This window comes from Pseudomonas gingeri (assembly GCF_013385635.1).
GTDB classification, from domain to species: Bacteria; Pseudomonadota; Gammaproteobacteria; order Pseudomonadales; family Pseudomonadaceae; genus Aquipseudomonas; species Aquipseudomonas gingeri_A.
Window position 1 is genome coordinate 22,286 of the sequence record NZ_JACAPR010000021.1, and the last position, 21,041, is coordinate 43,326.

Sequence of the window (21,041 nt, forward strand, 5' to 3'; positions counted from 1 at the left end):
CCATCCGTTACCATCGCCGCACGTTTTCGGGCACGCCTATAAAAAAGAGAGGCCAGGATGTACATCTATCGATTGGTCCTGCTCCTGGTAGTCGGGATCTACCTGTTCTCGCCGGCGATCATGGACTGGTGGATCGACGCGACGGGCGCCTGGTATCGGCCCTATCTGCTCTGGCTGATTCTGATCGTCGTGACCTTCATCCTGCAGAGCCAAAAAGATGCCGATGAGCTTTAGCCTGACCCAGATGCTGCTGATCAGCGCCGCGTACCTGCTGGCCCTGTTCGGCGTCGCCTGGATCAGCGAACGAGGCGTGATTCCACGCTCGATCATTCGTCACCCGCTGACCTACACCCTGTCGCTGGGTGTCTATGCCAGTGCCTGGGCATTCTATGGCACCGTGGGCCTGGCCTATCAGTACGGCTATGGTTTCCTGTCCAGCTACCTTGGCGTTTCCGGGGCCTTCCTGCTGGCACCGGTGCTGCTGTACCCGATCCTGAAGATCACCCGTACCTACCAGTTGTCGTCCCTGGCCGACCTGTTCGCCTTCCGCTTCCGCAGCACCTGGGCCGGGGCGCTGACCACGGTATTCATGCTGATCGGCGTGCTGCCGCTGCTGGCCCTGCAGATCCAGGCCGTGGCCGACTCCATCGGCATCCTCACCCGCGAACCGGTGCAACACCGCGTGGCCCTGAGCTTCTGTGCGCTGATCACTCTGTTCACCATCTTCTTCGGCTCGCGCCATATCGCCACCCGGGAGAAACATGAAGGGCTGGTCTTCGCGATTGCCTTCGAATCGGTGATCAAGCTGATCGCCATCGGCGGTGTCGGCCTCTATGCCCTCTACGGGGTGTTCGACGGCCCGCAACAGCTCGAACTGTGGCTGCTGCAGAACCAGACCGCCCTCGCCGCCCTGCACACGCCATTGCAGGAAGGCCCGTGGCGTACCCTGCTGCTGGTGTTCTTCGCCTCGGCCATCGTGATGCCGCACATGTATCACATGACCTTTACCGAGAACCTCAACCCACGCTCGCTGGTCAGCGCCAGTTGGGGCCTGCCGCTGTTCCTGCTGCTGATGAGCCTGGCGGTGCCGCTGATTCTCTGGGCCGGTCTGAAGCTGGGCGCCACCACCAACCCGGAATACTTCACCCTGGGCATCGGCATTGCCGCCAACAACGAAGCCCTGGCGCTGCTGGCCTATGTCGGCGGGCTTTCGGCCGCCAGCGGGTTGATCATCGTCACTACGCTGGCGCTCTCGGGCATGGCCCTGAACCACCTGGTGCTGCCGCTCTACCAGCCACCGGCCGAAGGCAATATCTACCGCTGGCTGAAGTGGACCCGCCGCGCCCTGATCGTCGCGATCATCATGGCCGGCTATGGTTTTTACCTGTTGCTCGGGGCCGAACAGGACCTGGCCAACCTCGGTATCGTCGCCTTTGTCGCCACCCTGCAATTCCTCCCGGGCGTGCTCTCGGTGCTGTACTGGCCGACCGCCAACCGCCGTGGCTTCATCGCCGGCCTGCTGGCCGGGATCATCGTCTGGATGGTCACCATGATGTTGCCGTTGATCGGCAACCTGCAGGGTTTCTATATTCCACTGCTGAATATGATCTACGTGCTGGACGATACCAGCTGGCATATGGCGGCCATCGCCTCGCTGGCGGCCAACGTGCTGATGTTCACGCTGATCTCTCTGTTCAGCAACGCCAGCCCGGAAGAAGCCAGTGCCGCCGAAGCCTGCGCGGTGGACAACGTGCGCCGTCCGCAGCGACGCGAACTGCACGCGGCGTCGCCCCAGGAGTTCGCCACGCAACTGGCCAAGCCGCTGGGGGCCAAGGCCGCGCAGAAGGAGGTCGAACAGGCCCTGCGCGACCTCTACCTGCCTTTCGACGAACGCCGCCCCTATGCCCTGCGCCGCCTGCGCGACCGGATCGAGGCCAACCTGTCGGGCCTGATGGGGCCGAGCGTGGCCCAGGACATGGTCGAGACCTTCCTGCCGTACAAGGCCGGCGGTGAAAGTTATGTCACCGAAGATATCCACTTCATCGAAAGCCGCCTCGAGGACTATCACTCGCGCCTGACCGGGCTGGCCGCCGAACTCGATGCCTTGCGCCGCTACCACCGCCAGACCTTGCAGGAGCTGCCCATGGGCGTCTGCTCGCTGGCCAAGGACCAGGAAATCCTGATGTGGAACAAGGCCATGGAAGAACTCACCGGCGTGGCCGCGCAACGGGTCGTCGGTTCGCGACTGGCCACCCTGGGCGAACCGTGGAAAGAATTGTTGCAAGGTTTTATCAACCTGCCGGACGAACACCTGCATAAACAGCACCTGGCCCTCGACGGCCAGACCCGCTGGCTGAACCTGCACAAGGCGGCGATCGACGAACCGCTGGCCCCGGGCAACAGCGGCCTGGTGCTGCTGGTCGAGGACCTGACCGAAACCCAGATGCTCGAAGACAAGCTGGTGCACTCCGAGCGCCTGGCGAGCATCGGCCGCCTGGCCGCCGGGGTCGCCCACGAGATCGGCAACCCGATCACCGGCATCGCCTGCCTGGCGCAGAACCTGCGCGAGGAGCGTGAGGAAGACGGCGAGATCACCGAGATCAGCGGGCAGATCATCGAGCAGACCAAACGCGTCTCGCGCATCGTCCAGTCGCTGATGAGCTTCGCCCACGCCGGCAGCCACCAGCACAACGACGAACCGGTGTGCCTGGCCGAGGTCGCCCAGGATGCCATTGGTCTGCTGGCCCTGAACCGGCGCAATTTCGAAGTACAGTTCTTCAACTTGTGCGACCCCGAACACTGGGTCGACGGCGATCCGCAGCGCCTGGCGCAAGTGTTGATCAACCTGTTGTCCAACGCCCGTGACGCGTCGCCCGCCGGCAGCGCGGTACGGGTCAAGAGCGAAGCCTTCGAACACACGGTCGACCTGATCGTCGAAGACGAAGGCAGCGGCATCCCGAAGAACATCATGGACCGATTGTTCGAACCCTTCTTCACCACCAAGGATCCTGGCGAAGGTACCGGACTGGGCCTTGCACTGGTCTATTCCATCGTTGAAGAGCATTATGGACAAATCACCATCGACAGCCCGGCTGACACCGAAAGCCAACGCGGCACCCGTATCCGGGTGACCTTACCGCGTCATGTCGAAGCGACGTCCGCTGTGAACTGAGACCGTCGAGAGAACCGAATCAATGCCGCACATTTTGATCGTCGAAGACGAAACCATTATCCGCTCCGCCTTGCGTCGCCTGCTGGAGCGCAATCAGTACCAGGTCAGTGAAGCCGGCTCGGTGCAGGAAGCCCAGGAACGCTTCAGCATCCCCTCGTTCGACCTGATCGTCAGCGACCTGCGCCTGCCCGGCGCTCCGGGCACCGAGCTGATCAAGCTCGGCCAGGGCACGCCGGTGCTGATCATGACCAGCTACGCCAGCCTGCGTTCGGCCGTGGACTCGATGAAGATGGGCGCGGTGGACTACATCGCCAAGCCCTTCGACCACGACGAGATGCTCCAGGCCGTGGCCCGCATCCTGCGTGATCGCCAGAGCGGCCAGGGCGCACCCGCCGAGCGGGTCGCCAAGAGCAACGGCGCGGCGGAGAAAGCCGGTGCCGACAACAGCAATGGAGAGATCGGCATCATCGGCACCTGCGCGCCGATGCAGGACCTCTACAGCAAGATCCGCAAGGTCGCGCCCACCGACTCCAACGTGCTGATCCAGGGTGAGTCGGGGACCGGCAAGGAATTGGTGGCCCGCGCCCTGCACAACCTGTCCAAGCGCGCCAAGGCCCCGATGATCTCGGTGAACTGCGCGGCCATTCCGGAAACCCTGATCGAGTCCGAGCTGTTCGGCCACGAGAAAGGCGCGTTCACCGGCGCCAGTGCCGGTCGTGCCGGCCTGGTGGAAGCCGCGGACGGCGGTACGCTGTTCCTCGACGAAATCGGCGAACTGCCGCTGGAAGCCCAGGCCCGTCTGCTGCGGGTACTGCAGGAAGGCGAAATCCGTCGGGTCGGCTCGGTCCAGTCGCAGAAGGTCGACGTGCGCCTGATCGCCGCGACCCACCGCGACCTCAAGAGCCTGGCCAAGATCGGCCAGTTCCGTGAAGACCTTTACTACCGCCTGCACGTGATCGCCCTGAAACTGCCGGCCCTGCGTGAGCGCGGCGCAGACGTCAACGAGATCGCCAATGCCTTCCTCGCTCGCCAGAGTGCCCGTGTCGGGCGCAACGACCTGAAGTTCGCCCCGGATGCCGAACAAGCCATCCGCCACTACTCATGGCCGGGTAACGTCCGTGAACTGGAGAATGCGGTCGAACGGGCGGTGATCCTGTGCGAAAGCCCGGAGATCTCGGCCGAGCTGCTGGGCATCGACATCGAGCTGAGCGATCTGGAGGAAGACGACTTCATCGGCCTCGCGCCGCAGCAGAGCAACCCGGGCAACACCAGCCACGAGCCGACCGAGGATCTGTCGCTGGAAGACTACTTCCAGCACTTCGTCCTGGAACATCAGGACCACATGACCGAGACCGAGTTGGCGCGCAAGCTGGGGGTCAGCCGCAAGTGCCTGTGGGAACGGCGCCAGCGCCTGGGCATCCCGCGGCGCAAGACCGGGGTGGCCAGCGAAAGCTGAACGGGCCCCCAGTTCCCCAGGTAACACGCTGAGATGTGAAAAAACTGTTACCTCAGGTTTTTCGCGTAACAAAAGCCGGGTCTATCGGTAACGAAGATCCGGCTTTTTTGTGCCTGCAAAAAACTGGAAAACCCTGGGAAGCCCCGGTTTCATTGGCCCTTGCAAAAGTTGGCACGACACCTGCTATATGTCCTGTACAAGAACAATAACAAGCAATGTACAAGACAATAAAAATAAGACGAATCGACTCACGCACAATAAAAACAACACGGCGGAGGCGCAGCTAACTGATTCTTTTGGAGAGGCGTTGTATTTGGGGCTTGCCCCACGACCAGGCCGAGAACAACAAAAACTACCCTCAAGGTAGAGCCTGAACTGGTTGGATCCGATGGATCATGACAACACAGCGACCAAAGCAATCCGTTTGCTCTTATCTCCCGATTGGGAGGCGTCACAGGCATGAAGACCTGCGACACAGGGCGATCAACAAAAACAAGAAGCCCGCAACCATAATAAAAAAAGAGCACGCAACTACTTCTGGGGGAGCTTCGGCTCCCCTTGTAGTTTCCGACATATCGCTTCCGACACGCCCCCTGCGCTACCGCCAAGGCCCGCCCCATAAGGCCCCGAGCAACTCTTGCGCACTGCCGCCGCAGCTTCCTACACCATCCCTCGACTAAATGCTAGAATCCCCGCCCATCATGCGGTCATTCTTCGTGTTGGCCGAATATCCCTTCAAACAGTGCATCCCATGCTGAAGAAGCTGTTCCAGTCATTCCGTTCTCCCTTGCGTCGAACGCAACATAAACGCAGCACCCCTGAAGTGCTCAACAGCAGCCAGCATTCGCTGCAAAAGGCCCAGTTCAGCCGGTATGCGGTGAACATCGTCGAACGCCTGCAGAACGCCGGCTACCAGGCTTACCTGGTCGGCGGTTGCGTGCGCGACATGTTGCTCAATATCACTCCCAAGGACTTCGACGTCGCCACCAGCGCCACGCCGGAGCAGATTCGCGCCGAGTTCCGCAACGCCCGCATCATCGGTCGGCGGTTCAAGCTGGTGCATATCCACTTCGGCCGGGAAATCATCGAAGTCGCGACCTTTCGCGCCAATCACCCGCAGAACGACGAGGAGGAAGACAGCAATCAGTCCTCCCGCAACGAAAGCGGGCGAATCCTGCGCGACAACGTCTACGGCACCCTCGAAGACGATGCCCAGCGCCGCGACTTCACGATCAACGCGCTGTATTACGATCCGGTCAGCGAACGCATCCTCGACTACGCCAACGGTGTACACGACATCCGCAACCGCCTGATCCGCCTGATCGGCGACCCGACCCAGCGCTACCAGGAAGACCCGGTACGGATGCTGCGGGCCGTGCGCTTTGCCGCCAAGCTGGACTTCGGTATCGAGAAACACACCGTCGCGCCGATCCGCGACCTGGCACCGATGCTGCGCGAGATTCCCTCGGCCCGCCTGTTCGAGGAAGTGCTCAAGCTGTTCCTCTCCGGTTATGCCGCCGACACCTTCGAGATGCTGGTCGACCTGAACCTGTTCGAACCGCTGTTCCCCGCCAGTTTCGAAGCGCTGGAACACAACCCGAGCTACACCCATACCCTGATCAGCGAAGCCCTGATCAATACCGACCTGCGCATCAAGCAGAACAAGCCGGTGACGCCGGCCTTCCTGTTTGCCGCCTTGCTGTGGCCGGCCCTGCCGGCACGGGTATTGCGCCTGCAGGCCCGTGGCATGCCGCCGATTCCGGCGATGCAGGAAGCGGCCCACGAACTGATCAGCGAACAATGCCAGCGCATTGCGATCCCCAAGCGTTTCACCCTGCCGATCCGCGAGATCTGGGACATGCAGGAACGCCTGCCCCGCCGCAGCGGCAAACGCGCCGACCTGCTGCTGGACAATCCGCGCTTCCGTGCCGGCTATGACTTCCTGCTGCTGCGCGAAACCGCCGGCGAGCAGACCGAAGGCCTGGGTGACTGGTGGACCGATTATCAGGACGCCAATGACGCCGGTCGCCGTGACATGATCCGCGACCTCAGCGGCAAGGAAGACGCCAGCGGCGCCCCCCGTAAACGTCGTCGCACCAGTGCCGGCAAGCGCAAGCGCACCGCGGGCTCGGAAGAGTAAGTCGATGGAACGTGTCTATATCGGCCTGGGCAGCAACCTGGCAGATCCGGCGGAGCAATTGCGCAATGCCGTGCAGGCCTTGGCGCAACTGCCGGAGACCGAACTGGCAGGCGTCTCGGCGTTCTATCAGAGCGACTCGCTGCTTCCCGGCCAGCCACGCTACACCAACGCGGTGGCCGCGCTCGACAGCGGCCTGGCGCCGCTGGCCCTGCTCGATGCGCTGCAAGCCATCGAGATCGACCAGGGCCGCGAGCGTCATGAACGCTGGGGGCCGCGCACGCTGGACCTGGATATCCTGCTGTTCGGCGACCGGCTGATCGACGAGCAGCGCCTGAAGGTCCCGCATTACCATATGCAGGCCCGCCCTTTCGTGTTGTATCCGCTGGCGGAACTGGCGCCCGTCGACCTGCAACTGGCCGATGGCCGCAGTTTGAAAACGCTGTTGGCCGACTGCCCGTTCGTCGGCCTGGAACGCCTGCTTCAGTAACACCTCTTCTGGCGTGGCAGCCGGCTTGCTGGCGATAGCGATCGGTCAGTCACGACGACGTTGAATGATCCATCGTCATCGCCAGCAAGCCGGCTCCCACAGTGGTCGCCTGCCGAGGCTTTGCTGAATCGCATCAGTTACACCGGTAACACTCCCGACGTAACATTGCGGTAACACACCCGATTGACTTCCCCCGTTCTCCTCACGACTATAGGCGTCCCGTTGCCGCCCCTGCGGCGTTAAAGGGCGCAATCCAGGCTTTATAAGCACGACAAAAGAACGTGCGCCTGCATAAATGACGAATCACGCGCGTTACTCGCAGTAATTTGCACGGCGCCTGAAGAGGACTTTTTCATGCCAGACATTACCCTGACCACCTTGCAAAGCCTCAAGCAGAAAGGTGAAAAAATCACCATGCTGACCTGCTATGACGCAACCTTCGCCCACGCTTCCTGCGAAGCCGGTGTTGAAGTACTGCTGATTGGCGACTCGCTGGGCATGGTTTCCCAAGGGCATGACAGCACACTGCCCGTGACTGTGGCCGACGTCGTGTATCACACCGCCAGCGTCAAGCGCGGCAACCAGGGCGCCTTCATCGTCGCCGACCTGCCGTTCATGGCCTACGCCACCGTCGAACAGACCCTGCACAACAGCGCCCTGCTGATGCAGGCCGGTGCCAACATGGTCAAGGTCGAAGGTGCCGCCTGGCTGGCCGAGTCCATTCGCCTGCTGGCCGAACGGGGTGTACCGGTCTGCGCGCACCTGGGCCTGACCCCGCAGTCGGTGAACCTCTTTGGCGGCTACAAGGTCCAGGGCCGCGGTGAAGCCCAGGCCCGGCAGATGCGCGCCGACGCCATCGCCCTGGAGCAGGCCGGCGTCGCCATGATCCTGCTGGAGTGCGTGCCGAGCGAACTGGCCGCGGAAATCACCCAGGCGGTCAAAGTACCGGTCATCGGTATCGGTGCCGGCACCGCCACCGACGGCCAGGTACTGGTGCTGCATGACATGCTCGGTCTCTCCATCAGCGGTCGCGTGCCCAAGTTCGTGAAGAACTTCATGGCCGGCCAGACCAGCATCCAGGGCGCACTGGGCGCCTACGTCAGTGAGGTCAAGGCCGCCACCTTCCCTGGCACCGAACACGGGTTTTCGGCATGAACACAGTCAAGACCGTCCGTGAACTGCGGGCCGCTGTCGCGCGCGCGCGCAGCGAGGGCAAACGCATCGGCTTCGTGCCGACCATGGGCAACCTGCATGCCGGCCACGCCGCGCTGGTGACCAAGGCCGCCCAGCGTGTGGACTTCGTGGTGGCGAGCATTTTCGTCAACCCGCTGCAATTCGGCGCCAACGAAGACCTCGACAAGTACCCGCGCACCCTCGCCGCCGACCAGGAAAAACTGCTCCAGGCCGGCTGTCACCTGCTGTTCGCCCCGACGATCGAGGAGATGTATCCCGACGGCATGGCCGGACAGACCCGGGTCAGCGTCCCGCATCTCTCCGAGGGCCTGTGTGGCGCCAGCCGCCCCGGGCATTTCGAAGGCGTGGCGACCGTGGTCAGCAAGCTGTTCAACATGGTCCAGCCCGACCTGGTGGTGTTCGGCCAGAAGGACTACCAGCAGTTGGCGGTGATCCGTGCCCTGGTGCACGACCTGAACATGCCGATCCAGATCATCGGCGAGCCGACCGTACGGGCCGCCGACGGCCTGGCGCTGTCATCGCGCAATGGCTTTCTCAGTGAAACCGAACGGGCCACGGCCCCAGTGCTGTATCGCAGCCTGAGCACGATTGCCGGGGCCATCGAACAGGGCGAGCGCGACTATCCGAAGCTGCTCGCCGAACATACCCGGCTGATCGAAAGTGCCGGCTTTCGCCCCGATTACCTGGAAATCCGCCACGCCCTCAGCTTGCGCCCGGCCACTGCGCAGGATCGCGACCTGGTGATCCTGGTTGCTGCGTTCCTCGGCACCACCCGCCTGATCGACAACCTGCACCTGAACCTCGACACACCCGCCTGAGCAGCGATTGCCCGAGCCTCGGGCTTCGGGCAAACTGCCGCCGCCCGGGATCGCCTGAGCGGCCCGGCTCGGGCTGAAAAACGCCTGTCGGACCCGAGAGTGCGAAAAAGTACCGAGAAAAGGTCAGACAAAGCCAAGACAGACGCCTGCGTCAGGTTTACTGTAATCGCGCTGCGTCTCCCAACCGTGCCGACGCAGGTTGCCGGACACTGCCACCGATAAAAGCAGGACGTTCCGGCGTTTCTGGTGTCCAAAAAGCCAAATGTCCAAAAGGCAGTTCTCGTAAAAGGAAATCCGCAGCGATGGCGTACTACCGCACTCCTCACGACGTGACCGCTCTGCCCGCCTGGCAGGCGTTGAACCAACACCGCGAAAACATGCACAACTTCAGCATGCGCGAAGCCTTTAATGCCGATCCGCAGCGCTTCAATCAATTCACCCTCAGCAGCTGCGGGTTGTTCCTCGACTACTCCAAGAACCTGATCACCAACGAGACCCGCAACCTGCTGGTGGGCCTGGCCAATGAAGTCGACCTGCAAGGCGCGATCAAGTCGCTGTTTGCCGGCGAACTGGTCAACGCCTCCGAAGGTCGCCCGGCGCTGCACACCGCGCTGCGCCGTCCCGTGGGCGACAAGCTGTCGGTCAACGGCGTCAACGTGATGCCCGACGTGCACAAGGTCCTCAACCAGATGACCGAGCTGGTCGGGCGCATCCACGACGGCCTGTGGCGCGGCTACACCGAGAAGCCGATCACCGACGTGGTGAACATCGGTATCGGTGGTTCGTTCCTCGGCCCGGAGCTGGTTTCCGAGGCGTTGCTGTCCTACGCCCACAAAGGCGTGCGTTGCCATTACCTGGCGAACATCGACGGCAGCGAGTTCCACGAACTGTCGGCGAAGATTCGCGCCGAGACCACCCTGTTCATCGTCTCGTCGAAAACCTTCACCACCCTCGAAACCCTGAAGAACGCCCGTGCCGCCCGTGACTGGTACCTGGCCCAGGGCGGTTCCGAGGCGGAGCTGTACAAGCACTTCATCGCGGTATCGAGCAACAACGCCGCCGCCGTGGCCTTCGGCATCCGCGAAGAGAACATCTTCCCGATGTGGGACTGGGTCGGCGGGCGCTACTCGCTGTGGTCGGCCATCGGCCTGCCGATTGCCCTGGCCATCGGCATGTCGAACTTCAAGGAACTGCTGTCCGGTGCCTACACCATGGACCAGCACTTCCAGACCGCGCCGTTCGAACAGAACATGCCGGTGCTGCTGGCGCTGCTCGGCGTCTGGTACGGTAACTTCTGGGGCGCGCAGAGCCACGCGATCCTGCCGTACGACCACTACCTGCGCAACATCACCAAGCACCTGCAGCAACTGGACATGGAATCCAACGGCAAGAGCGTGCGCCAGGACGGCACCCCGGTGTCCACCGATACCGGCCCGGTGATCTGGGGCGGCGTCGGTTGCAACGGCCAGCACGCCTATCACCAGTTGCTGCACCAGGGCACCCAACTGATCCCGGCCGACTTCATCGTGCCGATCGTCAGCTTCAACCCGGTGGCCGACCATCACCAGTGGCTGTACGCCAACTGCCTGTCCCAGAGCCAGGCGCTAATGCTCGGCAAGACCCGCGCCGAAGCCGAGGCCGAGCTGCGTGAAAAAGGCCTGAGCGAAGCCGAGGTGCAGAAACTGGCACCGCACAAGGTGATCCCGGGCAACCGTCCGAGCAACACCCTGGTGGTCGAGCGCATCAGCCCGCGTCGCCTCGGCGCCCTGGTGGCGATGTACGAACACAAGGTCTTCGTGCAGAGCGTGATCTGGGGCATCAACGCCTTCGATCAATGGGGCGTGGAGTTGGGCAAGGAACTGGGCAAGGGCGTCTACAACCGCCTGGTCGGCAGCGAGGAGACTTCGGCCGAAGATGCCTCGACCCAGGGCCTTATCAACTACTTCCGTGGTCGTCATCGCGGTTGATAGCGTGCTCCCGCAGTGACCTGTGTGTACGCAGGACCTGCGGGAGCCGGCTTGCCGGCGATGAGGCGATGAGGCCCTGGGGCCTTGTGTCGCTCTGGCGGCCGCCATCGCCGGCAAGCCGGCTCCTACAGGGACCAGCACTCTATCCACTTGAACCCTCCCGCTACAGGGCGCACCCTTAGGCTTGTCGCAGACAAGAACAAGGAACCGCCATGTTCGATATCAGCACATATCCCAAGGCCGAAGCCGTCCGCCAGGCTGCACAACTGAGCCAGGCTGACTACCAGCGGCTCTACCGGGACTCCATCGACCACCCCGACACCTTCTGGGCCGAACAGGCCAGGCGCTTTCTCGACTGGTCCCGGCCATGGGACAAGGTCCAGCAATGGGACCTGCGTACCGGCCAGGCGCAATGGTTCGCCGGCGCCCGACTGAACGTCAGCTACAACTGCATCGACCGCCACCTCGCCGAGCACGGCGACAACACCGCCCTGATCTGGGAAGGTGACAATCCTGCCGAATCGGCGCAGATCACCTACCGCAAGCTGCACCACAACGTCTGCCGACTGGCCAATGTGCTGAAAGACCGCGGCGTGAAGAAAGGCGATCGGGTATGCATCTATATGCCGATGATCCCCGAAGCGGCCTACGCCATGCTTGCCTGCACGCGGCTCGGCGCGATCCATTCGGTGGTGTTCGGCGGGTTCTCTCCCGATGCCCTGCGCGACCGTATCCTGGATGCCGACTGCCGCACCGTGATCACCGCCGACGAAGGCGTGCGCGGTGGCAAGTACATTCCGCTCAAGCAGAATGTCGACAAGGCGCTGCTCAGTTGTCCGGGAGTCAATACCGTGCTGGTGGTGGAGCGCACCCAGGGCGACGTGCAGTGGGTCGAAGGCCGTGACCTCTGGTATCACCAGGCCATGCATGGTGTCAGCGATGACTGCCCGCCCGAGCCGATGGACGCCGAGGACCCGCTGTTCATCCTCTACACCTCCGGCAGCACCGGCAAACCCAAGGGCGTGCTGCACACCACCGGCGGCTACCTGCTGCAGGCGGCGATGACCTTCCAGTACGTCTTCGACTATCGCCCGGGCGAGGTCTTCTGGTGCACCGCCGATGTAGGCTGGGTCACCGGCCACAGTTATATCGTCTACGGCCCGCTGGCGAACGGCGCCACCAGCCTGATCTACGAAGGCGTGCCGAACTACCCGGACAGCTCGCGCTTCTGGCAGGTGATCGACAAGCACCAGGTCAATATCTTCTACACCGCGCCGACCGCCCTCAGGGCCTTGATGCGCGAAGGCGCCGCACCGCTGCAACGGACCTCTCGGGCGAGCCTGCGCCTGCTCGGCAGTGTCGGCGAACCGATCAACCCGGAAGCCTGGGAATGGTATTTCAATGTGGTCGGCGAGCAGCGCTGCCCCATCGTCGATACCTGGTGGCAGACCGAGACCGGCGGCATCATGCTCACGCCGCTGATCGGCTCCCGGCAGCTCAAGCCGGGCTGTGCCACCCAGCCGATGTTCGGCGTGCAACCGGTGCTGCTGGACGAGCAGGGCCGGGAAGTCAGCGGTGCCGGCAGCGGCGTGCTGGCGATCAAGGCCAGTTGGCCGGGGCAGATCCGCAGCGTCTATGGCGATCCACAGCGCATGCTCGACACCTACTTCAAGCCCTATCCCGGCTACTACTTCACCGGTGACGGTGCACGCCGCGATGAAGACGGCCATTACTGGATCACCGGGCGGATCGACGATGTGATCAACGTATCCGGCCACCGTATCGGCACCGCCGAGGTGGAAAGCGCGCTGGTGCTCCACGAGAGCATCGCCGAAGCCGCCGTGGTCGGTTACCCCCACGACCTCAAGGGCCAGGGCATCTACGCCTTTGTCACGCCGATGAATGGCATCGAGCCGAGCGACGCCCTCAGGAAGGCATTGCTGGCCCATGTCAGCCAGGAGATCGGCAGCTTCGCCAAGCCTGACCTGATCCAGTGGGCACCGGCCTTGCCGAAAACCCGCTCGGGGAAAATCATGCGGCGCATCCTGCGCAAGATCGCCTGCAATGAACTGGACAGCCTGGGTGACACCTCGACCCTGGCCGACCCGAGCGTGGTCGAGGGCCTGATCGACAAGCGTTTGAATCAATAGCTCGGAGGAATGGCTCGAAGGGATAGCTCGAAGGGATAGCCCCGCTGGTGGCGAAAGACCTCTTTCGCCACCAGCCCGACCGCGCTGCATGGGCCTGATACGCGGAAGGCTGGTAAACTCCCGCGCCACCTCCAACCCCCAAGGCGCGCTCCATGTCTTCCTTGAACCAGGCGCTGCGCGCCGCCCTCGATCATCGCCAGGACCTGCTGGCCGAACTGCATGCCCAGGGCACCGACTGCTATCGGCTGTTCCATGGCAGCCAGGAAGGTGCCGGTGGCCTGACCATCGACCGCTACGGCCCGCAACTGATGGTACAGACCTTCCACCAGACGCTGGAGCGCGAAGCACTGCTGGCCTTGCACGAGGCGATCAACCAGCACCTGCAACTGGACACCCTGCTGGTCTACAACGACCGCTCCCGCGGCAACTCGCGGATCGATCGCGAAGACCCGGTCTACCGCGCCGACGAAAGCGCCCTCGCCGACCTGGTCGGCCACGAATGGGGCCTCAACTACCGCGTACGGGGCCGCCATGCCGGGCAGGACCCGCTGCTGTTCCTCGACCTGCGCAATGCCCGCGGCTGGGTCAAACAGCACAGCCAGGGGAAAAGTGTCCTCAACCTGTTTGCCTATACCTGCGGCGTCGGCCTGAGCGCGGCCGCCGGCGGTGCCCGGGAAGTCTGCAACCTCGACTTCGCCGAGGGCAACCTGGCCGTGGGTCGCGAGAACGGCATGCTCAACCCGCAACTGCCGGCCATGCAATTCGTCCAGTCCGACTATTTCCCGGCCATCCGCCAGCTCGCCGGCCTGCCCATCACCCAGCGTCGCGGCCAGAAACTGCCGAGCTACCAGCGCCTGGAACAGCGTCAGTACGACCTGGTGCTGCTCGACCCGCCCGCCTGGGCCAAGAGTGCCTTCGGCACCGTCGACCTGCTGCGCGACTACCAGAGCCTGCTCAAGCCGGCCCTGCTGACCACCGCCGACAATGGCGTGCTGATCTGCTGCAACAACCTGGCAAAAGTCAGCCTGGACGACTGGCGTGAACAGGTCCTGCGCTGCGCGGAAAAAACCGGTCGGCCGGTACGCGATTGGCAGGTACTGGCGCCGGCCGCCGACTTCCCTTCGCTGGACGGGCAACCGCCGCTGAAAACCCTGATCCTCCAGTTGTAGGAATGGCGCCAGAAAACCGCGTCCGGCGATGTAAAAAGGGGATTGCTTCGGAACCGTAAACGCGTGCCATACTCCAACGCACCTCCGACTGAGATAGACGACGCCTCACATGTCCAAAGGATTGAAACGCGCCCTCGGCGCCTTGCTGACCGTCCTCGCGCTATACACCGTGCTGGGGTTCTTCATCTTGCCGGGCGTGGGCCTGCGCATCGCCAACCAGCAACTGGCGCACTATGCCACGGTGCCGGCCAAGCTCCAGCGCCTGGAGTTCAACCCGTTCAGCCTCGAGCTGACGCTGTGGGGCCTGAACATCGGCGAGCCGGGCAAGGAGCAGGTCGCGTTCGAGCGTCTCTATGTCAACCTGCAGACCGACAGCCTCTGGACCCACGCCCTGCACCTGGCCGAGATCCAGCTGGACAAGCCCAGGACCGAAGTGACCTTCAGCAAGGACGGCACGCTCAACCTTGCCCAGCTGTTCAAATTGCCGGCCAGCGAACCGACTCCGGCCGATCCGAATGCCAAGCCTTTCCCGGTGCGCATCGACCAGATTGAACTGGCCGGCGGTTACCTGCACTTCCAGGACCTGCGTCCGAGCGAACCCATCGAGTTCCTCTACGACAAGATGGACCTGCAACTGAAGAACCTCAGCACCCTGCCGGAAGACAACGCCGACATGACCCTGGTGGCCGCCGGCCCCGAAGGCGGGCGCATCGACTGGAAAGGCAATTTCAGCCTGGTGCCGATCACCTCCGAGGGCTCGCTGAAAGTCACCGATGGCAAGATGAAGCTCTGGTGGCCTTATGTCCGTGATGCACTGCCGTTGGACCTGGAAGACGGCGTCCTCAATCTCAGCACCGATTACAAGCTCAGCCTCGCCAAGGAAACCGAGATGCTGCTGAGCAACACGTCCCTCAGCATCGCGCCGTTTGCCATCAAGGCTCCCGATGGCCGGCCCCTGGCGCGCCTGGAGCGGCTGGACGTCAGCGAGACCAGCGTCGACCTCGCCAAACAGCAGGTCGTCGTCGGCAAAATCCGCAGCAACAATCTGGAAACCTGGGCCGCCCGTGAAGCGGATGGACAACTGGACTGGCAGAAACTGTTCGCCAGCCAGCCGGCCAAACCCACGGTGAAAGAACCGGCCCCGGCCACCGCCGACACACCGGCTCCCGCACCGGCGGCGCCGAGCAAACCCTGGCAGGTGCTGCTCAAGGACGTGCAATTGCGTGACTACCGCGTCCATCTCGCCGACCGTGCGAACAAGACCCCGGTCGCCCTCGATCTCGGCCCGCTGAACCTCGACCTGCAGAACTTCGACAGCCTCAACCAGTCGCCCTTCACCCTCAAGCTCGATACCGGGCTGGGCAAGCAAGGCAAGGTCCTCGCCAGCGGCGAAGTCAACCTGAGCCCGATCAGCGCCAGACTGAAGGTCAAGACCCAGGACATCGACCTGCGGGTGGCCCAGGCCTATGTCGAGCCGTTTATCCGCCTGGAAGTGCGCAGCGGCATGCTCGGCAGCGACCTCGACGTCAATCTGAAAAACGTCGATCCGCTGGCTTTCAGCGTGACCGGACGAGCCCAGGTCGATCAGTTGCACACCCTCGATACCCTCAAGACCCGGGACTTCGTGAAATGGCAGAAACTGGTGGTCGACGGCCTCAACTACCAGCACGGCGACAGCCTGTCGATCGACAAGGTCAGCCTGTTCCAGCCCTACGCCCGCTTCATGATCAACGACGACCGCACCACCAACGTCGATGACCTGCTGATTCCGCAGCCGGCCGGAGCCCCCAACAAGTCCCCGGCCAAGGCCGCTCCGTCGAACAGCAAGCCCCTGGGTATCCATGTCGGCGGCATCGCCATCAACGACGGTTCGGCCAACTTCGCCGACTTCAGCCTCACGCCCAACTTCGCCACGGCCATCCAGCAGCTCAACGGCCAGATCGGCACCATCGACAGTCGCCAGGCCAAGCCGGCCGATGTCGATATCAAGGGCAAGGTCGATCGTTATGCGCCGGTGACCATCAAAGGCGCGGTGAACCCCTTCGACCCGATGGCCAGCCTGGATATCGCCACCAGCTTCAAGCGCGTCGAGCTGACCACCCTGACACCATATTCCGGCAAGTTCGCCGGCTATCGCATCCGCAAGGGCCGGCTCAACCTCGACCTGCATTACCTGATCACCAAGGGCCAGTTGAAGGCCGAGAACAAGCTGGTGGTCGAGCAATTGCAACTGGGCGAGAAAGTCGACAGCCCGGATGCGGTCGACCTGCCGATCAAGCTGGCTATCGCCCTGCTCAAGGACTCCGACGGCAAGATCTCCATCGAATTGCCGGTTTCCGGTGACCTGAACAACCCGCAGTTCAGCGTGATGCCGATCGTCTGGCAGACCCTGCGCAATCTGATCGTGCGGGCCGCCACGGCGCCCTTCAAGTTCATTGGCGGGCTGATTGCCGGCGGCGACTCCCAGGACCTCAGCAACGTCACCTTCACCCCGGGCTCCAGCGACCTGAGCCAGGAAGCGGAGTCGTCCCTGACCAAGCTGGCCGCAGCTCTGAAGGAGCGTCCCAACCTGCGCCTGGAGATCGAAGGCACCAGCGCCCAGACCAGCGACGGCCCGCTTATCGCCCAGCAACGCCTGGACCGCGAATACCAGGCCACCTACTACAAGATGCTCCAGCGCCGTGGCGACAAGGTCCCGGCACAGGCGTCGCTGCTGCAGGTGCCGGACGATGAGAAGGCGCCGATGCTGGAGGGCATCTACCGCACCCTGCTCAAGCAGCAGCCGCCGGCCGAATGGGCCCAATTGAGCCGCGACGAGCGCACCGCCAGGCTGCGCGACGGAGTGATCAAGAACTGGAGCGGCAACGCCGTGTTGCTGCGCAAGCTGGGCCAGGACCGGGCCAGCAGCATCAAGGATTTCCTGGTGGACAAGGGTCAGCTGGAAGACGATCGTGTGTACTTTATCGACGCCAGCCTCGGCCAGGCCGAGAGCGATGGCCGCGTCGTCACCCCCCTGCACCTGGATAGCGAGTAACCATGCTAAAACGCCTCATGTTCAGCCTGGCGGTCATCTTGGCCGCCAGCCAGGCCCAGGCCACCACCTTGCGCTGCGAGAAGGGCCTGATCAGCTACGGTGACAGCACCTTCGACGTGGTCAGCAAGTGTGGCCAGCCGGTTGCGGTGATCGACAGGGGCTATACGGAAGTGCGCCATGGCAACCGGGTGGACGGGGTCAAGGTCGAAGAGTGGATCTACACGCCCAGCGGTGGCATGAAGCAATCGCTGCGCTTCCAGGGCGGTCAGCTGACGGATATCCAGAGTACCCGCAACAACTGAAGCCTGCAGCTTTCCTGCCGCGCAATAGAACAGGCCCCGACGCAAAGCGCCGGGGCCTGTAATGGTCACGTCCGTGTGACCCGTCGCATGAACCTCAGGGCTCAACGGATGTACTACGGGTTCATCCGTTGCTCCCTACTGCCGGTTCCGGCGAAATCCAAAGGGCGTTATTCGGTTTTCAGCGCTTCAGCCGTTACGTTCTTGACGCCTTTGATGTTCTTCGCGATATGCACCGCCGTTTCCTTCTGAGCGGCGGTCACGTGTTTCTCCGAGGACAGGGAAACCACACCATTGGCGGTTTCTACCTTGATATCCGAACCCGGAATGCCTTTCTCGGTCAGCAGATCGGCTTTGACCTTGGTGGTGATCCAGGTATCGGAAGTCTCTTGCTTGGCTTTGGTGACTTCCCCGGCGGCGACTACCATGGGCTTGGAGGACTGAGTCTGATCAGCCGCAAAGGCAGCGTTAGCCAAGGTCAAGGTCAGAGCGGTGGCAGCGGCGGTAGCGATAGCGAACTTTTTCATACGAGTAACTCCTGTTCTTCTGGAAAGTCTGCGCCGTGTCCTGGCAGCAGGGTTACCAGTAGAGTTGCAGTCGCTGTGCCAACCCATGATCAAGAACAAAACTCTTTAAATTCAACAAGTTAATACAACTCGTAAAAATCGGAATCGTGCAGATTGCATGACCACCGCCCTGGACTGCATGCAAGTTGCAGCATTTATCTGCCAGCAAACCGCTGAAATACCAGAGTTTTTCGCCGTTCATAAAAAAAGGACCCCGAAGGGTCCTTTTTTCAGCTTGAAACGCTGGGCAGATTAAACGCCCGACGCCTTGGCTGCGGCAACGTCCTTGATGGACAGCTTGATACGGCCGCGGTTGTCCACGTCCAGTACCAGGACTTCAACTTCCTGGCCTTCCTTCAGGATGTCGGTCACTTTCTCTACGCGAGCGTCGCTCAGCATGGAGATGTGCACCAGACCGTCCTTGCCCGGCAGGATGTTGACGAACGCGCCGAAGTCGACGATGCGCTCGACCTTGCCGACGTAGATCTTGCCGATCTCGGCCTCGGCAGTGATGCTCAGGACGCGCTGGCGCGCAGCCTCGGCAGCTTCCTTGGTTTCGCCGAAGATCTTGATCGAACCGTCGTCTTCGATGTCGATCGAAGCCTTGGTTTCTTCGCAGATCGCACGGATGGTCGCGCCGCCTTTACCGATGACGTCACGGATCTTGTCGGTGTCGATCTTCATCGCGATCATGGTCGGTGCGTTTTCCGACAGCTCGGTACGCGACTGGCCAATGATCTGGTTCATCTGGCCGAGGATGTTCAGGCGCGCTTCCAGGGCTTGGCCCAGGGCGATTTCCATGATCTCTTCGGTGATGCCCTTGATCTTGATGTCCATCTGCAGCGCGGTGACGCCCTTGGCGGTACCGGCTACCTTGAAGTCCATATCGCCGAGGTGGTCTTCGTCACCCAGGATGTCGGTCAGGACGGCGAACTTCTCGCCCTCTTTGACCAGACCCATGGCGATACCGGCAACCGGCGCCTTCATCGGCACACCGGCGTCCATCAGGGCCAGGGAAGCGCCACAGACCGAAGCCATGGAGCTCGAACCGTTGGATTCGGTGATTTCCGATACCACACGAATGGTGTACGGGAATTCAGCGGCATCCGGCAGCATGGCCTGGACCGAACGACGGGCCAGACGACCGTGACCGATTTCACGACGGCCTGCACCGCCCATGCGACCACACTCGCCCACCGAGAACGGAGGGAAGTTGTAGTGCAGCATGAAGGGGTCTTTTTTCTCGCCTTCCAGGGTGTCCAGCAGCTGTGCATCACGGGCGGTGCCCAGCGTCGCGACAACCAGTGCCTGGGTTTCACCACGGGTGAACAGGGCCGAACCGTGGGTCTTGGGCAGAACACCGACTTCGATGTTCAGAGGACGTACGGTACGGGTGTCACGGCCATCGATACGTGGCTTGCCGTTGACGATGTTTTCGCGAACGGTGCGGTATTCGATTTCACCGAAGGCAGCTTTGACGTCGCTCGAGGAAGGCTGGCCTTCTTCGCCCGACAGCTTGGCAACCACCTGGTCTTTCAGCTCACCCAGGCGAGCGTAACGGTCGGCCTTGACGGTGATGGTGTAGGCCTGGGAGATCGCTTCGCCGAACTCGGCACGGATAGCGCCCAGCAGTGCGGTGGCTTCAGGGGCGGCAGCCCAGGTCCAGGTTGGCTTGGCAGCTTCGGCGGCCAGCTCTTTCACGGCCTGGATAACGACCTGGAATTCGTCGTGGGCGAACAGTACGGCGCCCAGCATCTGGTCTTCGGTCAGCTCTTTGGCTTCCGATTCAACCATCAGTACGGCTTCCGAAGTACCGGCCACGACCATGTCCAGGCTCGAAGCTTTCAGTTGTTCGTAAGTCGGGTTCAGCAGGTAGCCGGTGCTTTCGTGGAACGCTACGCGAGCGGCGCCGATCGGGCCGTCGAAAGGAATACCGGAGATGGCCAGGGCCGCCGAGGTGCCGATCATCGCAGCGATGTCCGGATCGGTTTTCTTGCTGGTGGAAACGACGGTGCAGACAACCTGCACTTCGTTCATGAAACCTTCAGGGAACAGCGGGCGGATCGGACGGTCGATCAGGCGCGAAGTCAGGGTTTCTTTTTCGGAAGGACGGCCTTCACGCTTGAAGAAGCCGCCAGGGATCTTGCCGGCAGCGTAGGTCTTTTCCTGGTAGTGCACGGACAGAGGGAAGAAGCCCTTGCCCGGATCAGCTTGCTTGGCACCGACAACGGTCACCAATACGCTGACGTCGTCGTCAACGGTGACCAGCACTGCGCCGGAGGCCTGACGGGCGATACGGCCAGTCTCGAGGGTAACGGTCGACTGACCGAACTGGAATTTTTTGATTACCGGGTTCACGGTGTCCTACCTTCTTTTGTGGCTCTTGGGGAACTTGTCTTCTTGCGAAATTCTTGGGCAACGCCGGGAATCGGCCCGACTGTCATTGTCCGGGTGCTGCTTGGGGTGCTATCTACGGGTGCTATTTTCAGGTAAAGCAGGTACTCAGATAAAACTAGAGGCTGGGAGCTTGCCCTGTGCCTGCGGAAAACCCGCCGGCGCACAGCAAACAACCAACCTCATAGCGCAATC

At 62.4% G+C, this 21,041-nt stretch carries 14 protein-coding genes; 12 read left to right on the top strand and 2 right to left on the bottom strand.

The genetic code is table 11. From position 1 onward, the window contains the following. The first annotated feature begins 57 nt into the window (after positions 1-57). The 12 genes from HX851_RS24465 to HX851_RS24520 all read left to right on the top strand — a co-directional run bounded on the left by HX851_RS24465 (position 58) and on the right by HX851_RS24520 (position 17,889). Complete coding sequence (locus tag HX851_RS24465; protein ID WP_003176118.1) at positions 58-234, top strand: hypothetical protein; 177 nt, start codon at positions 58-60, stop codon at positions 232-234. Further along, a complete protein-coding gene (locus HX851_RS24470; protein WP_177058767.1) occupies positions 218-3,172 on the top strand; it encodes a sensor histidine kinase in 2,955 nt (984 codons plus the stop codon). Before HX851_RS24465 ends, HX851_RS24470 begins: the two co-directional genes overlap by 17 nt. Before the next feature lie 22 nt (positions 3,173-3,194). Further along, positions 3,195-4,628 carry a sigma-54-dependent transcriptional regulator gene (locus tag HX851_RS24475; RefSeq protein WP_177058765.1) on the top strand — a complete coding sequence of 478 codons (1,434 nt, stop codon included), beginning with the start codon at positions 3,195-3,197 and terminating at the stop codon, positions 4,626-4,628. 751 nt (positions 4,629-5,379) lie between these two features. After that, positions 5,380-6,768, top strand: coding sequence for a polynucleotide adenylyltransferase PcnB (locus tag HX851_RS24480; RefSeq protein WP_177058763.1), 1,389 nt, complete (start codon positions 5,380-5,382; stop codon positions 6,766-6,768). Positions 6,769-6,772: 4 nt separating this feature from the next. Further along, on the top strand, positions 6,773-7,255 hold the full coding sequence (folK, locus tag HX851_RS24485) for a 2-amino-4-hydroxy-6-hydroxymethyldihydropteridine diphosphokinase (RefSeq protein WP_177058761.1): 483 nt from the start codon (positions 6,773-6,775) through the stop codon (positions 7,253-7,255). Positions 7,256-7,609: 354 nt separating this feature from the next. Then, complete coding sequence (gene panB, locus HX851_RS24490; protein WP_177066191.1) at positions 7,610-8,410, top strand: 3-methyl-2-oxobutanoate hydroxymethyltransferase; 801 nt, start codon at positions 7,610-7,612, stop codon at positions 8,408-8,410. Further along, the gene (gene panC, locus HX851_RS24495) at positions 8,407-9,267 is read left to right on the top strand and encodes a pantoate--beta-alanine ligase (protein ID WP_177058757.1); all 861 of its coding nucleotides are present in this window, start codon (positions 8,407-8,409) and stop codon (positions 9,265-9,267) included. Before panB ends, panC begins: the two co-directional genes overlap by 4 nt. A 302-nt stretch (positions 9,268-9,569) precedes the next feature. Further along, on the top strand, positions 9,570-11,234 hold the full coding sequence (gene pgi, locus HX851_RS24500; protein WP_177058755.1) for a glucose-6-phosphate isomerase: 1,665 nt from the start codon (positions 9,570-9,572) through the stop codon (positions 11,232-11,234). Between the two features lie 212 nt (positions 11,235-11,446). Further along, a complete protein-coding gene (gene acs, locus HX851_RS24505; RefSeq protein ID WP_177066192.1) occupies positions 11,447-13,384 on the top strand; it encodes an acetate--CoA ligase in 1,938 nt (645 codons plus the stop codon). 152 nt (positions 13,385-13,536) lie between these two features. Then, positions 13,537-14,553, top strand: a complete 1,017-nt coding sequence (locus HX851_RS24510; protein WP_177058751.1) for a class I SAM-dependent rRNA methyltransferase — start codon at positions 13,537-13,539, stop codon at positions 14,551-14,553. A 109-nt stretch (positions 14,554-14,662) separates the two neighbouring features. Then, positions 14,663-17,587: a DUF748 domain-containing protein gene (locus tag HX851_RS24515; RefSeq protein ID WP_177066193.1), complete on the top strand. Its 2,925-nt coding sequence runs from the start codon at positions 14,663-14,665 to the stop codon at positions 17,585-17,587. Positions 17,588-17,589: 2 nt separating this feature from the next. Next, positions 17,590-17,889 (top strand): DUF2845 domain-containing protein, encoded by a 300-nt coding sequence (locus HX851_RS24520; protein WP_177058747.1) that lies wholly within the window; start codon positions 17,590-17,592, stop codon positions 17,887-17,889. A 167-nt stretch (positions 17,890-18,056) separates the two neighbouring features. On the opposite strand, the gene HX851_RS24525 is transcribed toward HX851_RS24520, so the two are convergent. Both HX851_RS24525 and pnp read right to left on the bottom strand, forming a co-directional pair. Next, positions 18,057-18,413, bottom strand: a complete 357-nt coding sequence (locus HX851_RS24525; protein ID WP_177058745.1) for a BON domain-containing protein — start codon at positions 18,411-18,413, stop codon at positions 18,057-18,059. A 291-nt stretch (positions 18,414-18,704) separates the two neighbouring features. Continuing rightward, positions 18,705-20,810 carry a polyribonucleotide nucleotidyltransferase gene (gene pnp / locus HX851_RS24530; protein ID WP_177058743.1) on the bottom strand — a complete coding sequence of 702 codons (2,106 nt, stop codon included), beginning with the start codon at positions 20,808-20,810 and terminating at the stop codon, positions 18,705-18,707. Positions 20,811-21,041: the final 231 nt, after the last annotated feature.

Bases quoted from the DNA above. Each gene is read 5' to 3' on its own strand.
- HX851_RS24465 (WP_003176118.1), top strand. From the start codon at position 58: ATGTACATCTATCGATTGGTCCTGCTCCTGGTAGTCGGGATCTACCTG.
- HX851_RS24470 (WP_177058767.1), top strand. From the start codon at position 218: ATGCCGATGAGCTTTAGCCTGACCCAGATGCTGCTGATCAGCGCCGCG.
- HX851_RS24475 (WP_177058765.1), top strand. From the start codon at position 3,195: ATGCCGCACATTTTGATCGTCGAAGACGAAACCATTATCCGCTCCGCC.
- HX851_RS24480 (WP_177058763.1), top strand. From the start codon at position 5,380: ATGCTGAAGAAGCTGTTCCAGTCATTCCGTTCTCCCTTGCGTCGAACG.
- folK (WP_177058761.1), top strand. From the start codon at position 6,773: ATGGAACGTGTCTATATCGGCCTGGGCAGCAACCTGGCAGATCCGGCG.
- panB (WP_177066191.1), top strand. From the start codon at position 7,610: ATGCCAGACATTACCCTGACCACCTTGCAAAGCCTCAAGCAGAAAGGT.
- panC (WP_177058757.1), top strand. From the start codon at position 8,407: ATGAACACAGTCAAGACCGTCCGTGAACTGCGGGCCGCTGTCGCGCGC.
- pgi (WP_177058755.1), top strand. From the start codon at position 9,570: ATGGCGTACTACCGCACTCCTCACGACGTGACCGCTCTGCCCGCCTGG.
- acs (WP_177066192.1), top strand. From the start codon at position 11,447: ATGTTCGATATCAGCACATATCCCAAGGCCGAAGCCGTCCGCCAGGCT.
- HX851_RS24510 (WP_177058751.1), top strand. From the start codon at position 13,537: ATGTCTTCCTTGAACCAGGCGCTGCGCGCCGCCCTCGATCATCGCCAG.
- HX851_RS24515 (WP_177066193.1), top strand. From the start codon at position 14,663: ATGTCCAAAGGATTGAAACGCGCCCTCGGCGCCTTGCTGACCGTCCTC.
- HX851_RS24520 (WP_177058747.1), top strand. From the start codon at position 17,590: ATGCTAAAACGCCTCATGTTCAGCCTGGCGGTCATCTTGGCCGCCAGC.
- HX851_RS24525 (WP_177058745.1), bottom strand. From the start codon at position 18,413: ATGAAAAAGTTCGCTATCGCTACCGCCGCTGCCACCGCTCTGACCTTG.